We start from the raw sequence: 20,370 nt of genomic DNA, 5'->3' as shown, positions 1-20,370 counted from the left end.
GCACGCCCATAAGCGAATTATTATATTATTTTTAATTACGCGGGCGACGCACCAGGGCAATACCTGCGCCAACCAAAGCGCCCATCGCGCCCCACATGATCAACCAGAATACCCGCCGCGGGCTGTCACGTTTTACCGGTTCTTCCGGGGTCCGCAAATAGCGGTAAGTCTGAAATTTCTCATCCAGCGTCGGGCCAACATTCAATGTCGACAGCATCGCACGATTTTGATCGTAATCCAGATCGTAAGTTGGCCCTGACGCCTGCAGCCCTTCCAGACGCGCCTGCAACATAGGTTTCCCCAGCAGGAACAGATCGGAATCCGGCAGTTGTTCGGCCGGCGTGTCGGTTTGAGTCCGGCTGATACCCTGCGTCTCGGCAATTTTCAGCGCCTGCTCAATCGTGTTCAGTTCACGCTTGTAAACCGCCTCCGCCACCGCTTCCTGACGCTTCACCTGCGCGTTCATCGACGTCGTGCGGGCAGCCCATGCGCCCTGAATTTCTTCATTCAGGTGCTGGGCTGCGCGATGGCTGGCAAATGCCACGTACTGGCGCAGCAGGTGATTGGCATCCGCCGCAGTTTCCGCCGTCAGCTTCACGCCGTCGTTGGGTACTTTTTTGTCATCGCGCGGCGTGAACTGAACGTTGTTAATCAGTTCATCAAGCAATGCCGCATCGGCGCGCGCATCACCTTCCTGACGCTGTTTGTAATAATCGCTCTGCAGCCAGAAATCGCGACGCGTATCGTACGCCGCCAGTTGCATAATGAATTCATTATAGGCTTCGTCAGCAATGCCCGGCTGCTCAGTCGAGACCGCCGGCAGAGTGCGCACATCCAGATTACGCAGGAATTGCTGCTGGGAATAATAGCCCCCCAGCGCATTCACCGTTGGCCGATCGGTAATCGCCGCGGCGCTCCATTCCTGTTTCACCAGGTAGGATACGACCAGCGCAACCACAGCGAACAATGCCGCAGTGCCGATAATCCATTGCTTGCCGCGCCACAGGGTACGACACAGGCCGCGGATATCGAGTTCGTTATCCACTGCCGGGATATTCTTGTCAGACGTTGTTTCTGGATTCATCACTGCCCAAAAGCCTCTGGTTAAGATACTTGCTTATTGTCGGTCGAACGCCGTAAGCGGCGCTTGATACGCTTAATGTAACGTGCAACACGCCAGGCGCGTTTGATGCAATAACCGTACAAGAAGAAGGCAAGCAAAAACAATGCCAACATCACCCATTCAGGGACAAAAGTAAGACACTCGCCAAGCACGCCGATTGCCGCCAGCAGCGCTGCCGCCAGGGTAATCAGCACGAAAGCCTGCCGCGGCGTAAAACCTGCACGCATAATCAAATGGTGAATGTGTTGACGATCGGGGGAGAAGGGGCTCATCCCCTTGCGTAAGCGACGGTACATGATCGCAATCATGTCCATCAGCGGAATAGCGATAATCCACAGGGCGGTAACCGGATTGATGGAATGGACTTTACCCTGCGAACTTTGCAGCAACAACCAGATGGCGGTGAAGCCGATCAGCGTACTGCCGGCATCCCCCATAAATACCTTATACCGGCGGCCAAGAATACCGAGGTTAAGCAGGATATAGGGAACGATGGTGGCAATCATCGCGAAGCACCAAAAAGCCAAATCAGAGTGGCCGCTCAGGTACAGCAAAACACCCAGCGCGCCGAAAGAAACGCACGAAAGCCCCCCCAGCAGACCGTCAATGCCGTCCACCATGTTAAAGGCATTAATCGCCGCCCAAACGGCAAACAGCGTGACCAGATAGCCGAAAGGCCCCAACTGCATTTCCCAGTCGCCCAGCACATGGCCGAAACTTCGCAGATAGAGCCCGGCGAAGACCATCATCGCAATGCCGACCAATGCCTGAACCAACGCGCGAATTTTCACGCTGATATCGAAACGATCGTCGAGAGCACCAACGAACACCAATATACCCGCACAGGTGAGGTAAAGTTTACCGTGCGCAATCGTTTGGTCAGAGATAAGGAAGGCAAAGCACAACCCGGCATAAACGGAAATACCGCCGACAAGAGGAATTAACCCCTGATGACGTTTACGGTAATTGGGTTTATCAACCAGGCCAATACGTTTTGCTGCTTTACGGGCAACAAAGAGAAACGCCAAAGAAAACAGGAAAACAAATAGAATTTCAGTACTCATAGTGAGTAAGTTCACAGTTAACAGATCTCTGTAGAAGATAAGGCAGCTTAACACGGGCGACAGGTTGCGCCATGGGATCCCGCTACCTTTCAGTCATTTCCTATGACAACAGCCATTCATTCTTACGCCAATGTGTGTGCCCGCCGTTTCGACAGCAACAAAGCGCGAGCGGCAAAACGCCGACCGCAAATAAGATGAATTCTCAGTAAGTCACAAAAAACTTACATTTCCATTTCTGTTACTTATCGTATCCGCCAAATGCAAAAAACGCCACGACTAGGCGTGGCGTTCTCTGAATTTTTTACTCAATTATGAGCGCATCGTCATTATGAGCGCTTCATCATATCGAAGAATTCATCGTTGGTCTTGGTCATGGCCAACTTGTTAATGAGGAACTCCATCGCATCAATCTCGCCCATTGGGTGAATGATTTTACGCAGGATCCACATTTTTTGCAGTTCTTCAGACGTGGTGAGTAACTCTTCTTTACGGGTACCGGAGCGGTTGTAGTCGATCGCAGGGAATACGCGCTTCTCGGCGATTTTACGCGCCAGATGCAATTCCATGTTGCCGGTACCTTTGAACTCTTCGTAGATAACCTCGTCCATTTTGGAGCCGGTATCTACCAGCGCGGTAGCGATGATGGTCAGGCTACCGCCCTCCTCAACGTTACGTGCCGCACCGAAGAAACGCTTAGGACGATGCAGGGCGTTGGCATCCACACCACCGGTCAACACTTTACCGGAAGCCGGAACCACGGTGTTGTAGGCACGCGCCAAACGGGTGATAGAGTCAAGAAGGATGATAACGTCTTTCTTGTGCTCAACCAGACGCTTGGCCTTTTCGATCACCATTTCCGCAACCTGCACGTGACGGGAAGCCGGCTCGTCAAAGGTAGAGGCGATGACTTCACCCTTCACCAGACGCTGCATCTCGGTCACTTCTTCCGGACGCTCGTCGATCAGCAGTACCATCAGCACACAGTCTGGATGGTTGTAAGCGATGCTCTGCGCAATGTTCTGCAGCAGCATGGTTTTACCGGCTTTCGGTGGAGCAACAATCAGACCACGCTGACCACGGCCAATCGGAGAAGCCAGGTCCAGCACGCGTGCTGTCAGGTCTTCGGTTGAACCGTTGCCACGTTCCATCCGCAGACGGGAGTTGGCATGCAGTGGGGTTAAGTTCTCGAACAGGATCTTGCTGCGGGCGTTTTCCGGTTTGTCGTAGTTGACTTCGTTAACTTTCAACAGGGCAAAATAGCGCTCGCCTTCTTTTGGCGGACGAATCTTACCGGAAACGGAGTCACCTGTACGGAGGTTGAAACGGCGGATTTGGCTAGGGGATACGTAGATGTCGTCGGGGCCTGCAAGGTAGGAACTGTCTCCAGAGCGGAGGAAACCAAATCCATCCTGCAATATCTCCAACACGCCATCGCCGAAGATATCTTCTCCACTTTTCGCATGCTGCTTAAGGATGGAGAAGATAATGTCCTGCTTGCGCATACGGGCAAGGTTTTCCAGCCCCATATTTTCGCCGAGAGTAATCAGCTCAGAAACCGGCGTATTCTTTAATTCGGTAAGATTCATAGTGGTGGGTTCTTAAACTCGGGGTGTGTCTCGAACTTCTATCGTGAATGGTATGGCAGCGTGATACGTGCCTGTTTACTGGACGTTCGACCACCGGGCGCTAGCTGTCAAGGTAAGAAATGGCTTACAGGAGACGCGCGCATTGACGGCTTAAGATCGAAGGTACCTTAAAATTGATTTTGCAAAACCGTTTGATTGCTAAAACACGGGTTGAGTTCATTTTACTTTCAACACCAGTGGTTCAGCACAGAGTATAGCTTTAGATTCAAACTCTTTAGATTTAAAACTTCGGGCAAGTTCTATATGCAGTGTGGCTAAACTTAACACGCTTATTGGCAGGCGTCTAGCGGTGAATTTAAATCCCCGCCAGACGCCTGAATATCCCCATTGTCTCTGAAGCGACAGCGTTGTTGACTGTTGCTTTAAACCCATAGGATATAGGACGTTACGCCCGATTACAGATTCGCGTTAAGGAAATCTTTGAGCTGACCTTTGGACAGTGCGCCCACCTTGGTCGCTGCCACTTCACCGTTTTTGAACAACAACAGCGTCGGGATACCGCGGATACCGTACTTAGGTGCGGTTGCCGGGTTTTGGTCGATATTCAGCTTGGTGATGGTCAACTTGCCTTCGAACTCAACGGCAATTTCATCCAGAATCGGAGCAATCATCTTGCACGGCCCACACCATTCAGCCCAGAAATCGACCAGGATTGCCCCTTCAGCTTGTAGCACGTCGGTGTCGAAGCTGCTGTCAGTCAGGTGAATAATTTTATCGCTCATGTTCTACTCCACAGGATGTATGTCTACCTTGTTGGTGTAGCATTAACCAACCCAAGGTGATTTTATTTCACCGCGTTTATTTCAACGGATGTGCTTTCGTAAAGCAATAGTTAGCTGATATTCTACCACACTATGAGCAAAACACACTTGACCGAACAGAAGTTTTCCGACTTCGCCCTGCACCCGTTAGTCCTTGAAGCCCTTGAAAAAAAAGGGTTTCACCATTGCACGCCTATCCAGGCGTTAGCATTGCCGCTCACGCTCTCCGGGCGTGACGTTGCAGGTCAGGCGCAAACCGGTACCGGAAAGACGTTGGCATTTTTAGCGTCTACTTTTCACTATTTGCTTTCTAACCCGGCGAAACAGGATCGCCAGACCAACCAGCCGCGTGCCTTGATCATGGCGCCAACGCGTGAACTGGCGGTGCAGATCCACTCCGATGCGGAAGCCCTGTCCCAGTCCACCGGCCTGAAACTTGGCCTGGCTTACGGCGGCGACGGCTACGACAAACAGCTGAAAGTGCTGGAAAGCGGCGTGGATATCCTGGTGGGTACTACCGGTCGTTTAATCGATTACGCCAAACAGAACTACATCGATCTGGGCGCGATCCAGGTCGTAGTGCTGGACGAAGCCGATCGCATGTACGATCTGGGCTTTATCAAAGACATTCGCTGGCTGTTCCGCCGCATGCCTGCGGTCGATCAACGCCTGAACATGCTGTTCTCTGCCACCCTGTCCTATCGCGTACGCGAACTGGCTTTCGAGCAGATGAACAACGCTGAATATGTTGAAGTGGAACCGGAACAGAAAACCGGCCACCGCATTCAAGAAGAATTGTTCTACCCGTCCAACGAAGAAAAGATGCGCCTGCTGCAGACGCTGATCGAAGAAGAGTGGCCGGACCGCTGCATCATCTTCGCCAACACCAAGCATCGCTGTGAAGACGTCTGGGGCCATTTGGCGGCCGACGGGCACCGCGTAGGCCTGCTGACCGGCGATGTGGCGCAGAAAAAACGCCTGCGTATTCTGGAAGACTTCACCAAGGGCAACCTCGATATTCTGGTCGCCACCGACGTCGCCGCCCGTGGTCTGCACATCCCGTTGGTTACGCACGTATTCAACTACGATCTGCCTGACGACTGCGAAGACTATGTTCACCGCATCGGTCGTACCGGCCGTGCCGGCGAAAGCGGCCATTCCATCAGCCTGGCCTGCGAAGAGTACGCGCTCAACCTGCCGGCGATCGAAACCTATACCGGCCACAGCATTCCGGTGAGCAAGTACAACAGCGACGCGTTGCTGACTGACCTGCCTGCGCCGAAACGCCTTGCGCGTCCACGCGGCGGCAATGGCCCGCGCCGTAATTCCGCACCGCGTCGCGGTGGCAGCGCGCCACGCAATAACCGTAAACGTCCAGGCTGATAACCATGCTCAGTTCCAGCACGCTCTATGCCGCTATCGACCTCGGCTCCAACAGCTTCCACATGCTGGTGGTACGGGAAGTGGCCGGCAGCATTCAGACCCTGGCGCGCATCAAGCGTAAAGTGCGTCTGGCGGCCGGGCTGGATCAGAACAATCACCTGTCGCATGACGCTATGCAGCGCGGTTGGCAATGCCTGAAACTGTTCTCCGAACGCTTGCAGGACATCCCTCGCGCCCAGATCCGTGTGGTCGCTACGGCCACGCTGCGTCTGGCGTCAAATGCCGATGAATTCCTGCAGACCGCCGAGCAAATTCTCGGTTGTCCGATCCAGGTGATCAGCGGTGAGGAAGAAGCGCGCCTGATTTATCATGGCGTTGCCCATACCACCGGCGGACCGGACCAGCGTTTGGTGGTCGATATCGGCGGTGGCAGTACCGAGTTGGTCACCGGTACCGGCGCTCAGGCCGCCCAGCTATACAGCCTGTCTATGGGCTGTGTCACCTGGCTGGAGCGTTTCTTCAGCGATCGCAATCTGGGGCAGGAAAATTTCGAACGCGCCGAACAGGCCGCACGCGAAATGGTGCGTCCAATAGCACCGCACCTGCGTCAGCACGGCTGGCAAATCTGCGTCGGCGCTTCCGGCACCGTACAGGCGTTGCAGGAAATCATGGTGGCGCAAGGCATGGATGAGCGTATCACCCTGCCCAAGCTGCGCCAGTTGAAACAGCGCGCCATTCAGTGCGGCAAGCTGGAAGAGCTGGAAATCGAAGGGTTGACGCTGGAGCGCGCACTGGTGTTTCCAAGTGGGCTGTCGATCCTGCTGGCGATTTTCCAGGAACTGGGTATTGAAAGCATGATGCTGGCCGGCGGCGCGCTACGCGAAGGGCTGGTTTACGGCATGCTGCATCTGCCGGTTGAACAGGATATTCGCAGCCGTACCATTCGCAATCTGCAACGGCGCTACCTGCTGGATACCGAACAGGCCGAGCGCGTCAGCCAACTGGCTGCCAACTTCTCGCAGCAGGTGAGCAATGAGTGGCAGTTGGACGCACGATGTCGCGAGTTATTGCACAGCGCCTGCCTGATCCACGAAATCGGCCTCAGCGTTGATTTCAAGCAGGCGCCGCAACACGCCGCCTACCTGATCCGTCATCTGGATTTACCCGGTTTCACACCGGCGCAAAAAAAGCTGTTGGCTACGTTGCTGCAAAACCAGAGCAACCCTATCGATCTGCCGCTGCTCAGCCAGCAAAACGCCCTGCCGCCGCGTATGGCGCAACGTTTATGCCGCATTTTGCGGCTGGCCATCATCTTTGCCAGCCGACGCCGCGACGACACGCTGCCTGCGGTGCGCCTGCGCGCCAATAACGATGACGAACTGACGGTGATCCTGCCGTCAGGCTGGCTGGAACAGCACCCGCTGCGTGCAGAGGCGCTGGATCAGGAAAGCCACTGGCAAAGCTATGTGCACTGGCCGCTGATGCTGGAAGAACAACGTTGATATCTCCTTCGTAATTGAAGCTGCAGCGGTGTTGGCTGCTCGCGTTCACCCCGGTCACTTGGCTAACCAAGCTCCCGGGGATTAATGAGCCTCATCCCTGAGGCTCACCCTTCGGGCAAGCGCAAGCGTTGTGCAAATCGGTTCCTGACCGATTTGCACAACGCTTGCGCTTGCCGCCTTGCTGCAACTCCAATTACTTTGGATATATAATCAAATGGCAAGGCATACCTCTTTGGCTATTTCCCTGTTCTCGATTTTTCTAGCAACGCTCTCAGATTTGCAGCTCCCGCCTGCCCTTTTTGCATCCGCTCCTGCGGGCTGACCACCTTACGTTCGCTTTCCCAAGCCAGGTCATCCTGCGGCAGTTCCAGCAAGAAACGGCTCGGTTCCGGCCGCACCAACTCGCCATATTGGCGGCGCTCACGGCACAGCGTAAAAATCAGCTCTTTTTGGGCGCGGGTAATCCCCACATAGGCCAAACGCCGCTCTTCATCGACATTATCCTCATCGATGCTGCTCTGATGCGGCAATAATCCCTCTTCCATCCCCACTAGGAACACATAAGGGAACTCCAGCCCTTTGGAGGCATGCAGCGTCATCAGTTGCACCTGATCCAGCTCTTCATCGCTTTCACCGCGTTCCATCATGTCCCGCAAGGTAAAGCGCGTCACCACCTGGGTCAGCGTCATTGGCTCATCCAGCTCGCTACCTTCGAGCATTTCCGTCATCCAGCCAAACAAGGTGTTGACGTTTTTCATGCGCATTTCGGCGGCTTTCGGGCTGGGTGACGTTTCAAACAGCCAGCTTTCATAATCCACACCGTGGATCAGGTCGCGCACCGCGGCCACCGGCTCACGCTCCGCCAGTTGGGCGATACCGTCCAGCCAATGGGTGAAGCGTTGCAGCGACTCCAGCCCGCGGCCGGTCAGATGCTGGCTCAGGCCCAGATCGAAACTGGCGCGAAACAGGCTTTTGTTGCGCTGATTGGCCCACTCACCCAGCTTTTGCAACGTTGCCGGGCCAATTTCACGTTTTGGCGTATTGACGATACGCAGGAAAGCGCTGTCGTCATCCTGGTTGGTCAGCACGCGCAAATAGGCCAGCAGATCCTTGATTTCCGGCCGCGAGAAAAACGAGGTGCCGCCAGAAATCTTGTAAGGAATACGGTTCTGCATCAGCATTTTTTCAAACAGCCGCGACTGATGGTTACCGCGATAAAGGATCGCATAATCGCCGTAATTGGTTTTCTTCACGAAGTGGTGAGCAATCAGTTCCCCCACGACTCGCTCGGCCTCGTGATCCTCGTTATTCGCAGTCACCACTTTCAGCTCTTCACCGTAGCCCAGCTCGGAAAACAGCCGTTTTTCAAACACGTGCGGGTTATTGGCGATCAGAATATTCGCCGCTTTCAGGATACGTTCGCTGGAGCGGTAGTTCTGCTCCAGCTTGATCACCTGCAGCGCCGGGAAGTCTTCCTTCAGCAACACCAGATTTTGCGGCCGCGCGCCGCGCCAGGAGTAGATCGACTGGTCATCGTCCCCCACCACGGTAAAGCGCGCGCGGTTACCCACCAGCAGTTTTACCAGTTCATACTGGCTGGTATTGGTGTCCTGATACTCATCCACCAACAGATAACGAATACGGTTTTGCCAACGCTCGCGCACTTCTTCATTACGCTGCAGCAGTAAGGTCGGCAACAGGATCAAATCGTCGAAATCCAGCACGTTACACGCCCTCATATGGGCGTGATACAGGCCGTAGCAATGAGCGAACAGCTTGTCGCGCTCGGAGCGTGCCAGCTCCATCGCCTTTTTGGGATCGACCAGATCATTTTTCCAGTTGGAGATAGTGGAAATCAGCTGTGCCACCAGCGTTTTGTCATTCTCCAGCCATTTTTCGGTCAGCTCTTTCAACAACGCCAGCTGATCCTGATCGTCGAACAGCGAGAAGTTGGACTTCATCTCCAGCGCGACGTATTCACGCTTGATGATTTCCAGGCCCAGCGTGTGGAAAGTGGAAATCATCAGCCCGCGCGCTTCTTTGCGCCCCATGGTTTGCGCCACACGCTCTTTCATCTCACGCGCCGCCTTGTTGGTAAAGGTCACGGCGGCGATATGCCGCGCCTGATACCCACAGTTGTGGATCAGGTGAGCGATTTTATTGGTGATGACGCGCGTCTTGCCGGAACCTGCACCGGCCAGCACCAGGCAAGGCCCGGTAACGAATTCGACGGCTTGTTGTTGGCTGGGGTTTAATCGCATGGCGCTTTATTGCTCGACTTTATCACGTGGAAGGGGATTGTAGCAGAAAGCGCCGATGAGATTTAACGGGTATACTCGGCACAATTTCTGTATCGATAAGGCAATACCATGGCAAAGACGGCGTGCGCCCTGCACATTCTGGTAGATAACGAAAAACTGGCCAACGATCTGCTGGCCAAGCTGAAGCGCGGCGTCAGCTTCGACACGCTGGCGCGCAAATATTCAAGCTGCCCGTCAAAGCGCAACGGCGGCGCCTTGGGCGAATTCAATAAGGGCACCATGGTGGCGGCCTTTGATAAAGCGGTATTCAGCATCCCGTTGCTGAAACCTTATGGTCCGGTGAAAACCCAGTTCGGCTACCACATCATCAAGGTACTGTACCGCAACTGAGGGGGCAACCGCCCCCTCCGCTTTTACTGTGCGCTGGTCTCCGGTGCCGGAGCGGTGTCGGTCGGCTTGGCCTCTTCCGTCACCACCGCCGGTGCCGGTGCCATAATGCCGTTATAGGTTTCCTGTAACTGCTTCATGCTCATTTCCGGCTCGCCCTTCGGCTGCATCAATACCAGCGTCGCATCTTGCGAGAGCTGAAGCTTCAGCTCCTGGTTCAGTGCTTCCAGCGTTAATCCGGAGAGGAACTCCTGACGCAGCTTCTGATACTGTTCCGGCGCGATGTCCACAACGCCGCTTTGTTGCGAACGCAGACGCTGGCTCATCAGCACGTCAGTGTCGGTGCGTGCGTAGGTGGCGAACAACTTGCTCAGTTGATCGTTCTTCTGCGCCAACAGGCCGTTAAACTCATCCTGCGACAACCCATTGTTACGCACGCTGGCCAACTCGCGGGCGATAAAGCCCAGGCTGTTGTTCAGATTGTTGTTCGGCGTATCAAGGTGAATGCCGCACTGGCCGCGCTGGTACTGCACGCGGCAATCGAAGCCCAGATGCAGGTTTTTCTGGTCACTCTTTTCCAGCACCTGCTGAAGATGCCAGAACAGCGCCTCGCGGGCGATATCGCTGCGCCAGTAACGGCTAAGGTTCTGCGAATCGCGGATCGGGTGCCATGGCGCGTCCCATATGATCGACAACGTATCCTGCTTCACCTGCTCGCTGATCAGGCTGACCGGCTGCGGCGGCAACGGCGTCAACGTCGGCATGGTGGCCGGCGTTTCACGTTTCCCTTTCAGCGGCGAGAAGGCTTTGTTGATTTGCTCGCCCAGGCTGCGGCTGTCCACTTTACCCACCACATACAGCGTCATCGCATCCGGCGTGTACCATTGCTGGTAGAACTTCTTCAGTTGATCGATATTCACCGGCCGTTTCACCGGCTGGGCCGGATCGTGCGCCAGCAGCGTCGAGCCTTTCAGGCGATAACGCCACCAGGCATCTTTGGGGTTCGGCGGGAAAGTACCGACCGGGTCGACGCTGGAGTTCATCACCGCATGCACGGTATGTTCGTCAATCGCCAGCTTGCCGGTGGTATCGGAAAGCCACGCCAGCGCTTCTTTCAGCAAGTCTGGGCGGTTATTCGGCAGGCTGAGATTATAAAGGGTGAAATCGTAAGAGCTGATCGCCGGCGGCAAAGGCCGCTCGCTGTCCACACTCTGTTGCCACAGCGAGCGCAACTGCGGTGGCGTAAAGCTTTCGCTGCGCGCCAGCGACAGGCGCGGCAGCAGGTGGGCAAAACCAATCTGCTGGGAAGACTCCACCAGCGAGCCGGTATTGACCATCAACCGTAGCTCGACGCGATCGCTAGGTCGCTGCGGCGTATCAAGTATCTGCCATGAAAACCCGTTGTCGAGCTTACCCTGCTGCCAGGCAGGATCGGGTTGTAGTGCTTCAGCCTGCACGCTGCCGTTGGCGGCAGCCAACAACAGCCCACCGACTATAAGATGAATTCTGGTGCCCTGCATGTGAACCCCTACTTAATTACTATCCAATTTCTGTATACAAATGCGGATATTCCATTCACCGGAATATTAGGCTGTGTCGTACAGCCTACAAATACGCCCTGAGTTTCACAGTGGGGCGGAAAGCAGAAAGTGTACCACTCTGTTAGACCGCATGCCTTTGCGGATGTCACTCATTGAAGTGAAAAATAATGGATAGTCGGGTTTTTAATGCAAGAATGAGTTACTCGGGGGAACAAAATGTCACCGGCTACGGCCGCAGCCGGTGATTTGAAGCTAAAATCAGGCAGAAGGCAGTGTTTTATCGGCACCTTCGCCGTGCTTGTTGGACAAGGTGTCTTTCAGCTGTTTTTCATCCAGCTGTTTGCACCATTTCGCTACCACCACGGTTGCCACACCGTTACCGACCAGATTGGTCAGCGCACGGGCTTCGGACATAAAGCGGTCAATGCCCAGAATCAGCGCCAGACCGGCCAGCGGCAGATGGCCCACTGCGGAAATGGTGGCAGCCAACACGATAAAGCCGCTACCGGTCACCCCGGCAGCCCCTTTCGAGGACAGCAACAGCACCACCAGCAGAGTCACCTGATGCACGATATCCATATGGGTATTGGTCGCCTGAGCGATAAATACCGCCGCCATGGTCAGGTAGATCGAGGTGCCGTCCAGGTTAAAGGAATAACCGGTCGGGATAACCAACCCCACCACCGATTTTTTACAGCCCAGCTTTTCCATTTTGTCGAGCATGCGCGGCAGCACCGACTCGGAAGAAGAGGTCCCGAGCACAATCAGCAACTCTTCTTTGATATAGCGAACAAATTTGAAAATGCTGAAACCATTGGCGCGAGCAATGGTGCCAAGCACCACCACCACGAACAGTACGCAGGTAATATAGAAGCAGGCAATCAACTGGCCGAGTTGCAGCAGCGTACCCACGCCATACTTGCCGATGGTGAACGCCATTGCCCCGAACGCCCCCAGCGGCGCCAGGCGCATGATCATATTGATGATGCCGAAAATAACGCGCGAGAAACTGTCGATCACGTTGAAGATCAATTGGCCTTTATCACCCAGGCGATGCAGGGCAAAACCGAACAGCACGGCAAACAGCAGCACCTGCAGAATGTTGCCGCTGGCGAAAGCGCCGATGACGCTGCCGGGAATGATGTCCAGCAGGAACGGAATGATACCCTGCTGCTGAGCCTGTTCGGCGTATACCGCCACCGCTTTGGCGTCCAGCGTGCCCGGATCGATGTTCATCCCCGCACCCGGCTGTACCACGTTGACGATCAGCAGGCCAATCAGCAGCGCCAGGGTGCTGACAATTTCAAAATAGAGCAGTGCGATCGCACCGGTGCGGCCTACGGCTTTCATGCTCTCCATGCCCGCGATGCCGGTCACCACGGTACAGAAAATCACCGGCGCAATGATCATCTTGATCAACTTAACGAATCCATCGCCCAGAGGTTTCATCTGTGCGCCAATCTCAGGATAGAAATGGCCAAGCAGGACGCCCAGCGTAATCGCCGTCAGCACCTGAAAATAGAGGCTCTTAAAGATAGTGATTTTCATATGAACATCCTTTGGGGGGGAAGACACGCACCAGGCGGTAGTCTAGTTATCTCGCCTGTTCATCGCTTGCGCGGAAAATAACACCCACATAACAACATGGAAATAATTTGTTGCAGCCACAGACACATGTTGATACGAATTTAAGAGCTGAAACGCGCCAGCTCGAATGTATGGCGGCGAATTGCGTAACTATTTCTTTGCACTAACGCAAAAGGGGTAGCTGATAATCAACGCTTTTTGGGCAGGATATGCAACGGGCGACGCACGCGCCGCCCGAAGCGAAAGGCGAAGGTGGAGAGCTTAAGCGGGCGGTTGGCAGAACTGCGCTTCAAATTCCGCACGCGGCAACGGACGGGCAAACAGGAACCCCTGACCACTGTAAATACCGTGCTGCAACAGCCAGTCGCGCTGCCCGGCATTTTCGACGCCTTCGGCCATCACCGGCAGATGCAGCACCTCAGAAATCGAACTGACGATACGCACCATCGCGTCATCCGCCGGCAATCCCTGAATAAAACTCTTGTCGATCTTAATCAAATCGATCGGCAGGCATTTCAGGCGGTTAAGGTAATTAAGGCTGGAATACCCCATGCCAAAATCGTCCAGCGCAATCGACAGCCCCAGGTCGTGCAGTTCCCGCAACAGCGCCAACGCACGATCGAGATCGTCAATGCGCACCGTTTCGGTAATTTCCAGCAGCAGCTTGCGCGGATCAATATGATGCTGCGCCAACATGCTCTTCAGGTGTGGGATAAAGTCTTCATGCTGCATCTGGGTGGCGGAAATATTGACCGCCAACGGCAGCGTAATGCCTCTGGTCTGCCAGTCCGCCAGAATGCGGCAGGACTCCTCCAGCACCCAGTTGCCGAGCGGCACAATCACGCCAAGCTCCTCGGCTAACGGAATGACGTCTGCCGGCAGAGTAAAACTGCCGTCGTACTGCTGCCAACGCAGCAGCGCCTCGGCGCCGATCACCGCATTGGACTGCATGTCCATCTGCGGCTGCAAAAACAGGGTGAAGCGGCGTTGCTCAATGGCGTGCAGGATTTCACTTTCCTGCGTCAGGCGCTTTTGGGTGCGTTCCGTCAGGCTTGGCTCAAAGAACAGGATCTGGTTCTTGCCTTCACGATGCGCCGACATCATCGCCGAAGTGGCGCTGCGCAGCAGTTGTTCCGCACTCTCCCCCACATTGAGATAGTGGGCGATACCGATGCTGGCACTTGGCCGCAACGGCATTTCCTGCAGGCTCAGCGGCGCATTGATCTGCGCCATGATGCGGCGCGCCAGCTGCATGGCGTGGAACGGTCGCTCGACGCCTTTGGCCAAAATAGCGAATTCGGTGTTGCTCAGTTGCGCCAGCACGCCGTTCTCATCAAGACATTCACGCAGCTTCTTCGCCAACGCCAGCAACAGCGCTTCGCGCATCGCCGGGTTGAGCACGCCGGAGGCCTCATGCAGCGTCTCAATGCCGATGACCAGCAGGTTAAAGCGATCGGGCCGCAGGCTGGAGGCGATATGCTGTTCCAGCAAGGCGGTAAACAGCGCCTGGTTAGGCAGCCCGGTTACCGGGTGGCGCGTGCTCAGGCGGCTCATCTCGGCATAGGCTTTGGCCAACCGTTGCTGATTGCGATTGTAATTGCGCACCAACAACCCCAGTTCATCGTCCTGGTGCAGGGCCGGCAGCATCAGTTGGTGATAAGGCGCTTCGTCCTGCGAAATATTTTCCAGCTCTTTCGCCATTGCGCGCAGCGGATGCACCATCAGCCGGTTCATACACCAACTGATCGCGACCGACAAAATCAACGCCAGCAGCAAATAGGTCGACAACATGGTCGACAACATGCTGAGAATGAATTGGTACATGCGGAACGAATCGGCCTGCAGCACCAGATAGGCCAGAGGCTGCGGATTGGCAGGCACACGCTCCAGCGAATAGAGCGGAACAGAAATTTGTATCGGCAACTCGAAGAGGCGGGCGATCAACGTAGGCACCGGGCGTTCCGGTGGGAAATTGGCGTGCAATGCCTGGAATTCATTCGGCAGCACGATATCCGCACGGGTCAATATGCCCACCGGCAGCAAGGTGTTCAGCACCCGCTTGGTTTCCGGCACGTCCATGCGCAGCACGGCTTCCGCTAGCGGTTGGCGTACGGAATGAGCAATGTTTTCCAGTTGCTGGGCATAGTCATCCCTGCGCTGCTGCACAAAGTGGAATAACTGGATCACGATAAATATGCAGATCGTCACCAGCGCCACACCGGACACCGTTGCCATCTGTTTAATCGTTAATGAACGCCTGACCCGCAAACCTGCTCTCCGCTAATTCGGGCTGAAATAAAAAAGAGGTTAAGAAGTATCCTAGCCCCCTTCGGACCGGTCCGAGTATACTCGATTGTCTGCCGTTTTTATCTTGCCATACCCATGGCAGAACCAAGAAAACTGCGGGTTTCAGTCTTTTCTTAATCGAAAGGCCCTATCTCGCCCCGGCACATGCGCGCCGGTGGCGGAAAATGGCAGGACGCAGCCTTAACACAGGGTAGCAAAACTACCCTGTGTCCGACACTCCGAATCTGACTGAGCCGGGTTATTTGAAGTCGGCGTAAGGCGTAAGCGGCTGCGGCGGCAAATCGAGGTCGCCCTGCCAGCCCGCCAACGAATAGCGTAGATAAATCAATGCGTGGCTCGGTGTATAATCCTTCGCCTGCTGAATATCAATGCCGGCGCCCAGTGTCCAGTGCGAGCTGAGACGGCGCTCAACAATCGCCCGCAAAGTATAACCAACGCCGGAGGAGGAGCTGCCGTCTTCCACCGCGAACTTGTCCGGCAACGAATCCGGTATCAGCCCCTGCAGCGGATAACGCCGTTGGCTGTTGGTTTTCGAATGGGACAGCGATACCGATCCGCCCAGTTCCCACGACCAGTTCTCGGTACGCTGGCGATAATTTACCGGCACCGCCAGCGACATATATTGCTGCGGGCTGTAATACCCCCCCTGGCCGAGCGAGTAACCGCTCAAATCCTTTTGATAGTGCCACAGCATGGTGTTCAGCCCGACGGTGACGCGGCGGTTATCTTCGTTGATCAGTTTGTAGTAATAACCGGCCATAAACCGCTCGCGCTGGTTATCCTCGACGTTTTTGCCGGTCAGTTGGTGCGCGCTGAGGTCAGCCCAGACACCGTGCGCTTCGCCGCGATCGTAGCTGGCGCTAAGGCTCACCCCGGTGGCACGCACGCCGCCCCAGGTGGTGCCGGTATTCGGATCCTTAGTGCCGCCAAACGCCAGCAGCGAGCTGGAAATCGGCCGGCGCGAAGCCGCCAGCGTCCAGCCAATATGGTTCCAGTCATTGCTGTAGGCCAGCCCGCCAACCCAGTCGACTACCTCAAAGCCCATCGGTGTGGTACCGATGTCCCCTGCCCAACTCTCGTTTTTCCAACCGGCCGCCACGCTGGTGCCGGTGGTTTTCTGACGCTCGTCGCCGCTGCAGCCCTGGGTATTGCAGGTGCCGAAGGTTTCGTAATACTTGCCGCTGCTGTCGGAGGAAAAACTGCCGGCACCCAGTTGCACGGTATCGGTCCGCAGGAAGGCCCGCCCGTCGTACAGCGGCATGTCCACCTGCAACATGGTGTCGTGCGCTTTGTAGTCGGAGATGCCGCCGGTACCGCTGGAACGCCAGTAATCATGATCGAGCGTGACATTGACATCCTGCTGGCGGTACAGATCCGCCGCGTCCGAGCGAATACCGCGCTTGAGCCAGTCGTCACTCGGGTTGTTGCGCGTCAGGTAAGTGTAACTGTCGTTATCCTGCGGCACGGTCGGCGTGATGCCGCCGGCGACCATCGCTTGTTTATAGTCCTGCTGTGCCAATTCCGGCTGCCGTTGTGCACGCTCAATCCGGGCCGCATCGCGGTAAATCAACGCTTTCGCCTGCCCCGCCGGCTCCTGTTGCGCGGCCGTTTTCAGTCGGGTAAAGATATCGCTCGCTTTCTGCGGCTCCCCAACGGCATACCAGGCATTGGCCACCCGCCGCCCGCTGTTGCTGGAAGGTTCCGGCGCCTGCGGTTCAGTTTGCAGGCGCTGGCGCGCCTCGCTGAGTTTGCCCTGCGCCACATAGGCCTCAATCTCACCCAACCGCGCATCCGGGTTGTTCGGCTCACGGGCTCGCACCCGCTGATAGTCGGCCAGCGCGGCATCATATTCACCGCTGGCTAGCGCCCAATCGGCCAACTGAAGATCGATACGGGTATCCGCCGGTTGTCGGCGCAGATAGGCTACCGCGCCAGGTTCGTCGCCTGCGGCGCGCAGCCGTTCGGCCTGTTCCAGCGTCGCCTGCATTTTCAGCCGCTGCGCCAGCTCGCTCATATTGTCGTTCCACTGCGCGGCGGGCAAGGTATTCAGTTGTGCCAATGCCTGCCGGTCGCGATCGCTGCCGGAGAGGTATAATGCATAGGCATAGGCCTGCTGCGGGTTGTCACGCTGTTTCTGCGCCAACCGGCTGAACAAGGCGTCCGCCTGCTGCGGTTGCCCGGCCTGACGCAGCGTCTGCGCATAGTGATAGGTCAGCCAGACGTCATCAGGGTCCATCAACTGGGCGCGGCGGTATTTTTCCGCCGCCTGATGCCATTGCTGCTGCCCGGCCAAGTCGTCAGCCTGCTGCTTAAGCATATCGAGCTGCAGGCCGTCGAGCGTACTGCGCAGCTTGTTTTGCTGGCTGCGCGGCAGGCTATTGAGATAGGCCAGCGCCTTTTCCGGCGACTGACGCTGGTAGATATTCACCAGACCGCGCACCGCACTGCCGTTACCCGGCTCCAGCCTCAGCGCCTGCTGATAATAACGTTCCGCAGCGGCGTCATCTTTACGCGCCACCGCAACGTCACCCAGGCCGAGCGCCGCACTGCTGTCGCGGCCGTCAATCTGGCCCGCCTGCTGGTATTTTTGCTGCGCCAATGCCAGATTGCCGGCTTTCAGCGCCTTGTCGCCTTCGTCAATCGCCAGCCAGTAAGCATTGCTCTTAATCAGGCTCTGCCATTTGCTGCTGTTATTGCCCCCTTTATCGGCCTGCAACGCCTGACGGAACAGGCTCAATGCCTGTGGGCGATTACCGGCGCGTGAATAGGCCTGGCCCAGCGCCCCCAGCACTTCGGCATCATTGGGCGAGGCCGCCAGCGCTTTTCTCAGTTCGGGGATCGCCGCACGGCTGCCGCCCTTGTCCACCTGCGCCAACCCGCGCGCCCGCGCCAGATAGGTGGGATCCGACAACAACGTTTGCTGCCGGGCCAGTTCCTGCCGGGCGCTGACCGCCTGATCGCCGGTTTCAAATACGCCGAGGAATCGGTTGAGGGCCGCCACGCTTTGCGGGCTGACCGGCATGGCTTTGACCTTTTCCAGCCACAGATCGGCGGCATCGCCGCGTCCGGCGGGATCGGCGGCCACTTTTTGCAGTAAATCATAGGCCTGCGCGTCACGATCCTGGCTGAACAGCATCCGCGCCAGCGACATGCGCAGCGGCACGTTACCGGAATAGTGTTGATCCAGCGACTGTAGCTGTTTCAGCGCAGCGGCTTGCTGACCCGGCAGACGGGCAACCAGACGCCAATACTCCACCGCCAGTTCCAACGTTGGCGGATCGCCATGGAACAAATCATCATACTGCGCTTTCGCCTCCGGCAAACGGCCGGCGGTCGCCATCAGCCGCGCCTGTTGCAGTTTTTGGCGGGTTTCCGGCTGGGTCAGCAGCATGTTCATTTCCGCCTGGCGATAAGCGCTGGACTGCGGCGCAATCTGCTTGAGCTTATCCAGTTGCTGCTGTGCCAGCGCCTGATTGCCCTGCCGCAACGCCAGGCGCATGCGCGCTGAAATCACGTCCGGGTTATTCGGATCCATCAGTTCAAGCCGATAAAGCGACTGGCGCACCAGTTCATCCTTGTTACTGGCCTCCCCCACTCGCACCTGTTCCAGCAACCACTGTTCCGGCGCGACGGCTTCCGCCCCCTGCGCCTGCGGCAGCATCGCCAGGCTTAAAGGCACCAGGCCCAGCCAGTTTATTTTGAAGTTACGCATTGGCCGCCCCAGGCGGGTTGAAGTTCACCCTGCCGATTAAAACGATAACGTTGTTGATCCCATCCCTGGCCGAACAGCGTCAAAGAGGCGCTGAAATAGGCATCGTCGCCCGGAGGGTGTTGATTGATGCGTTGACGCTGGGCGTCCAGCGCAGCCGTTTGGTTGGCCAACATCGGCAGCATGGCGGCGGAGAAGCCCACCGGGCCATCGCCGCTGGTTTTACCGCTGGCGGTGTCGGCTTTTTCCGGCGGAACGCCCTGTTGAGCGGTCAATTGCGCCATCGGCAGCAGCTGTTTGATCAATGCGGCTTTATGCTCGTCATCATCCGCCAGCATGCCGGCCCACAGATAAACCCGGATGGCGTCGTAACTGCCGACATCCGGTTTCACGGTATCCGCTTGCCAGCCTTTGCCGGCCTGCCACACCGCCCAATCCGGCGAAAAGCCGTGCGGCGCGGTTTCCAGCAACAGCCGCTGATTGGTTTGCTGCATCGCTCGCCATGGGCCGTTCAATGCGGCGAAACGCGCCAGCAGCTGCGGCGGCAGGTAGCTCGGATTGAGCCGCCAGCGATCTTCCGCCACGAACCCGACCTTGCCCGGCAGCAGCATCAGCCCCAGTCCGGGAATATCGGCCACTTCTTCGCGACCGATACGCTGCAATAGCAGCGTACCCAGAGTTTGATAACGCCTGCTTTTCCACAAACGACTGGCTTCCAGCAGATTGTAGGCAATCCACAGATCGGCATCGGACGCCGTATTCGTGTCCAGCACCGTCCAGCGCTTTTTATCGTCCTCGCCCCACAGCCAGGCGGGTAAATGGGCGCTGAGATCGCCCGCCGCCAGGTTGTTTTCCGTCCATTCCAGCAGCTTGTCGAACGTCGGCCGATCGTTCGCCACCAGAGCGAAAAACAGGCCGTAGCTCTGCCCTTCCGAGGTGGTGATGCGGTTCGGGCTGCTGGGGTCGATCACCCGTCCTTCCTCGCTGATGTAAAACTGTTTGTACTGTTGCCAGGCCGGCCACTCGCAGGCCGCCGCCGCGCTGAATGCGCACAGCAGCAGCATGCCGAACGTCAGGCGTTTCAGCGTTGCGAACATGG

At 56.5% G+C, this 20,370-nt stretch carries 13 protein-coding genes; 3 read left to right on the top strand and 10 right to left on the bottom strand.

Annotated elements, in window-relative coordinates:
- Window positions 1-31: 31 nt before the first annotated feature.
- The 4 genes from wzzE to trxA all read right to left on the bottom strand — a co-directional run bounded on the left by wzzE (window position 32) and on the right by trxA (window position 4,555).
- Window positions 32-1,084: an ECA polysaccharide chain length modulation protein gene (gene wzzE, locus SERAS12_RS00615; protein ID WP_041415810.1), complete on the bottom strand. Its 1,053-nt coding sequence runs from the start codon at window positions 1,082-1,084 to the stop codon at window positions 32-34.
- A 20-nt stretch (window positions 1,085-1,104) separates the two neighbouring features.
- Window positions 1,105-2,202 (bottom strand): UDP-N-acetylglucosamine--undecaprenyl-phosphate N-acetylglucosaminephosphotransferase, encoded by a 1,098-nt coding sequence (gene wecA, locus SERAS12_RS00610; RefSeq protein ID WP_143760020.1) that lies wholly within the window; start codon window positions 2,200-2,202, stop codon window positions 1,105-1,107.
- A 311-nt stretch (window positions 2,203-2,513) separates the two neighbouring features.
- Window positions 2,514-3,773 carry a transcription termination factor Rho gene (gene rho / locus SERAS12_RS00605; protein WP_004950874.1) on the bottom strand — a complete coding sequence of 420 codons (1,260 nt, stop codon included), beginning with the start codon at window positions 3,771-3,773 and terminating at the stop codon, window positions 2,514-2,516.
- Between the two features lie 455 nt (window positions 3,774-4,228).
- A complete protein-coding gene (gene trxA, locus SERAS12_RS00600) occupies window positions 4,229-4,555 on the bottom strand; it encodes a thioredoxin TrxA (RefSeq protein WP_013811032.1) in 327 nt (108 codons plus the stop codon).
- A 132-nt stretch (window positions 4,556-4,687) separates the two neighbouring features.
- Between trxA and rhlB the strand changes: the two genes are divergently transcribed.
- The gene (gene rhlB, locus SERAS12_RS00595; protein ID WP_004950870.1) at window positions 4,688-5,977 is read left to right on the top strand and encodes an ATP-dependent RNA helicase RhlB; all 1,290 of its coding nucleotides are present in this window, start codon (window positions 4,688-4,690) and stop codon (window positions 5,975-5,977) included.
- 5 nt (window positions 5,978-5,982) lie between these two features.
- The gene (gene ppx / locus SERAS12_RS00590) at window positions 5,983-7,479 is read left to right on the top strand and encodes an exopolyphosphatase (protein ID WP_013811031.1); all 1,497 of its coding nucleotides are present in this window, start codon (window positions 5,983-5,985) and stop codon (window positions 7,477-7,479) included.
- 236 nt (window positions 7,480-7,715) lie between these two features.
- Here ppx and rep read toward each other — a convergent pair whose 3' ends face one another.
- Window positions 7,716-9,740 (bottom strand): DNA helicase Rep, encoded by a 2,025-nt coding sequence (rep, locus tag SERAS12_RS00585; RefSeq protein WP_013811030.1) that lies wholly within the window; start codon window positions 9,738-9,740, stop codon window positions 7,716-7,718.
- Between the two features lie 108 nt (window positions 9,741-9,848).
- Between rep and ppiC the strand changes: the two genes are divergently transcribed.
- On the top strand, window positions 9,849-10,130 hold the full coding sequence (gene ppiC / locus SERAS12_RS00580) for a peptidylprolyl isomerase PpiC (protein ID WP_004950862.1): 282 nt from the start codon (window positions 9,849-9,851) through the stop codon (window positions 10,128-10,130).
- A gap of 23 nt (window positions 10,131-10,153) precedes the next feature.
- On the opposite strand, the gene SERAS12_RS00575 is transcribed toward ppiC, so the two are convergent.
- From SERAS12_RS00575 to bcsZ, 5 genes are all read right to left on the bottom strand, one after another.
- Window positions 10,154-11,647 (bottom strand): pitrilysin family protein, encoded by a 1,494-nt coding sequence (locus SERAS12_RS00575; RefSeq protein WP_013811029.1) that lies wholly within the window; start codon window positions 11,645-11,647, stop codon window positions 10,154-10,156.
- 279 nt (window positions 11,648-11,926) lie between these two features.
- Entirely contained in the window at window positions 11,927-13,216 is a 1,290-nt protein-coding gene (locus SERAS12_RS00570) for a dicarboxylate/amino acid:cation symporter (protein WP_013811028.1), read from the bottom strand.
- 300 nt (window positions 13,217-13,516) lie between these two features.
- The gene (gene hmsP, locus SERAS12_RS00565) at window positions 13,517-15,523 is read right to left on the bottom strand and encodes a biofilm formation regulator HmsP (RefSeq protein ID WP_013811027.1); all 2,007 of its coding nucleotides are present in this window, start codon (window positions 15,521-15,523) and stop codon (window positions 13,517-13,519) included.
- Window positions 15,524-15,800: 277 nt separating this feature from the next.
- On the bottom strand, window positions 15,801-19,274 hold the full coding sequence (bcsC, locus tag SERAS12_RS00560; RefSeq protein WP_013811026.1) for a cellulose synthase complex outer membrane protein BcsC: 3,474 nt from the start codon (window positions 19,272-19,274) through the stop codon (window positions 15,801-15,803).
- Window positions 19,256-20,368, bottom strand: coding sequence for a cellulose synthase complex periplasmic endoglucanase BcsZ (gene bcsZ / locus SERAS12_RS00555; RefSeq protein ID WP_013811025.1), 1,113 nt, complete (start codon window positions 20,366-20,368; stop codon window positions 19,256-19,258). The genes bcsC and bcsZ overlap by 19 nt, the downstream gene beginning before the upstream one ends.
- Window positions 20,369-20,370 lie beyond the last annotated feature (2 nt).

Origin of the sequence: Serratia sp. AS12, assembly GCF_000214195.1 — a bacterium.
GTDB lineage: Bacteria > Pseudomonadota > Gammaproteobacteria > Enterobacterales > Enterobacteriaceae > Serratia > Serratia plymuthica.
Note: the sequence above shows the minus strand (reverse complement) of the source record. Positions and strands in the feature narration are given on the sequence as shown.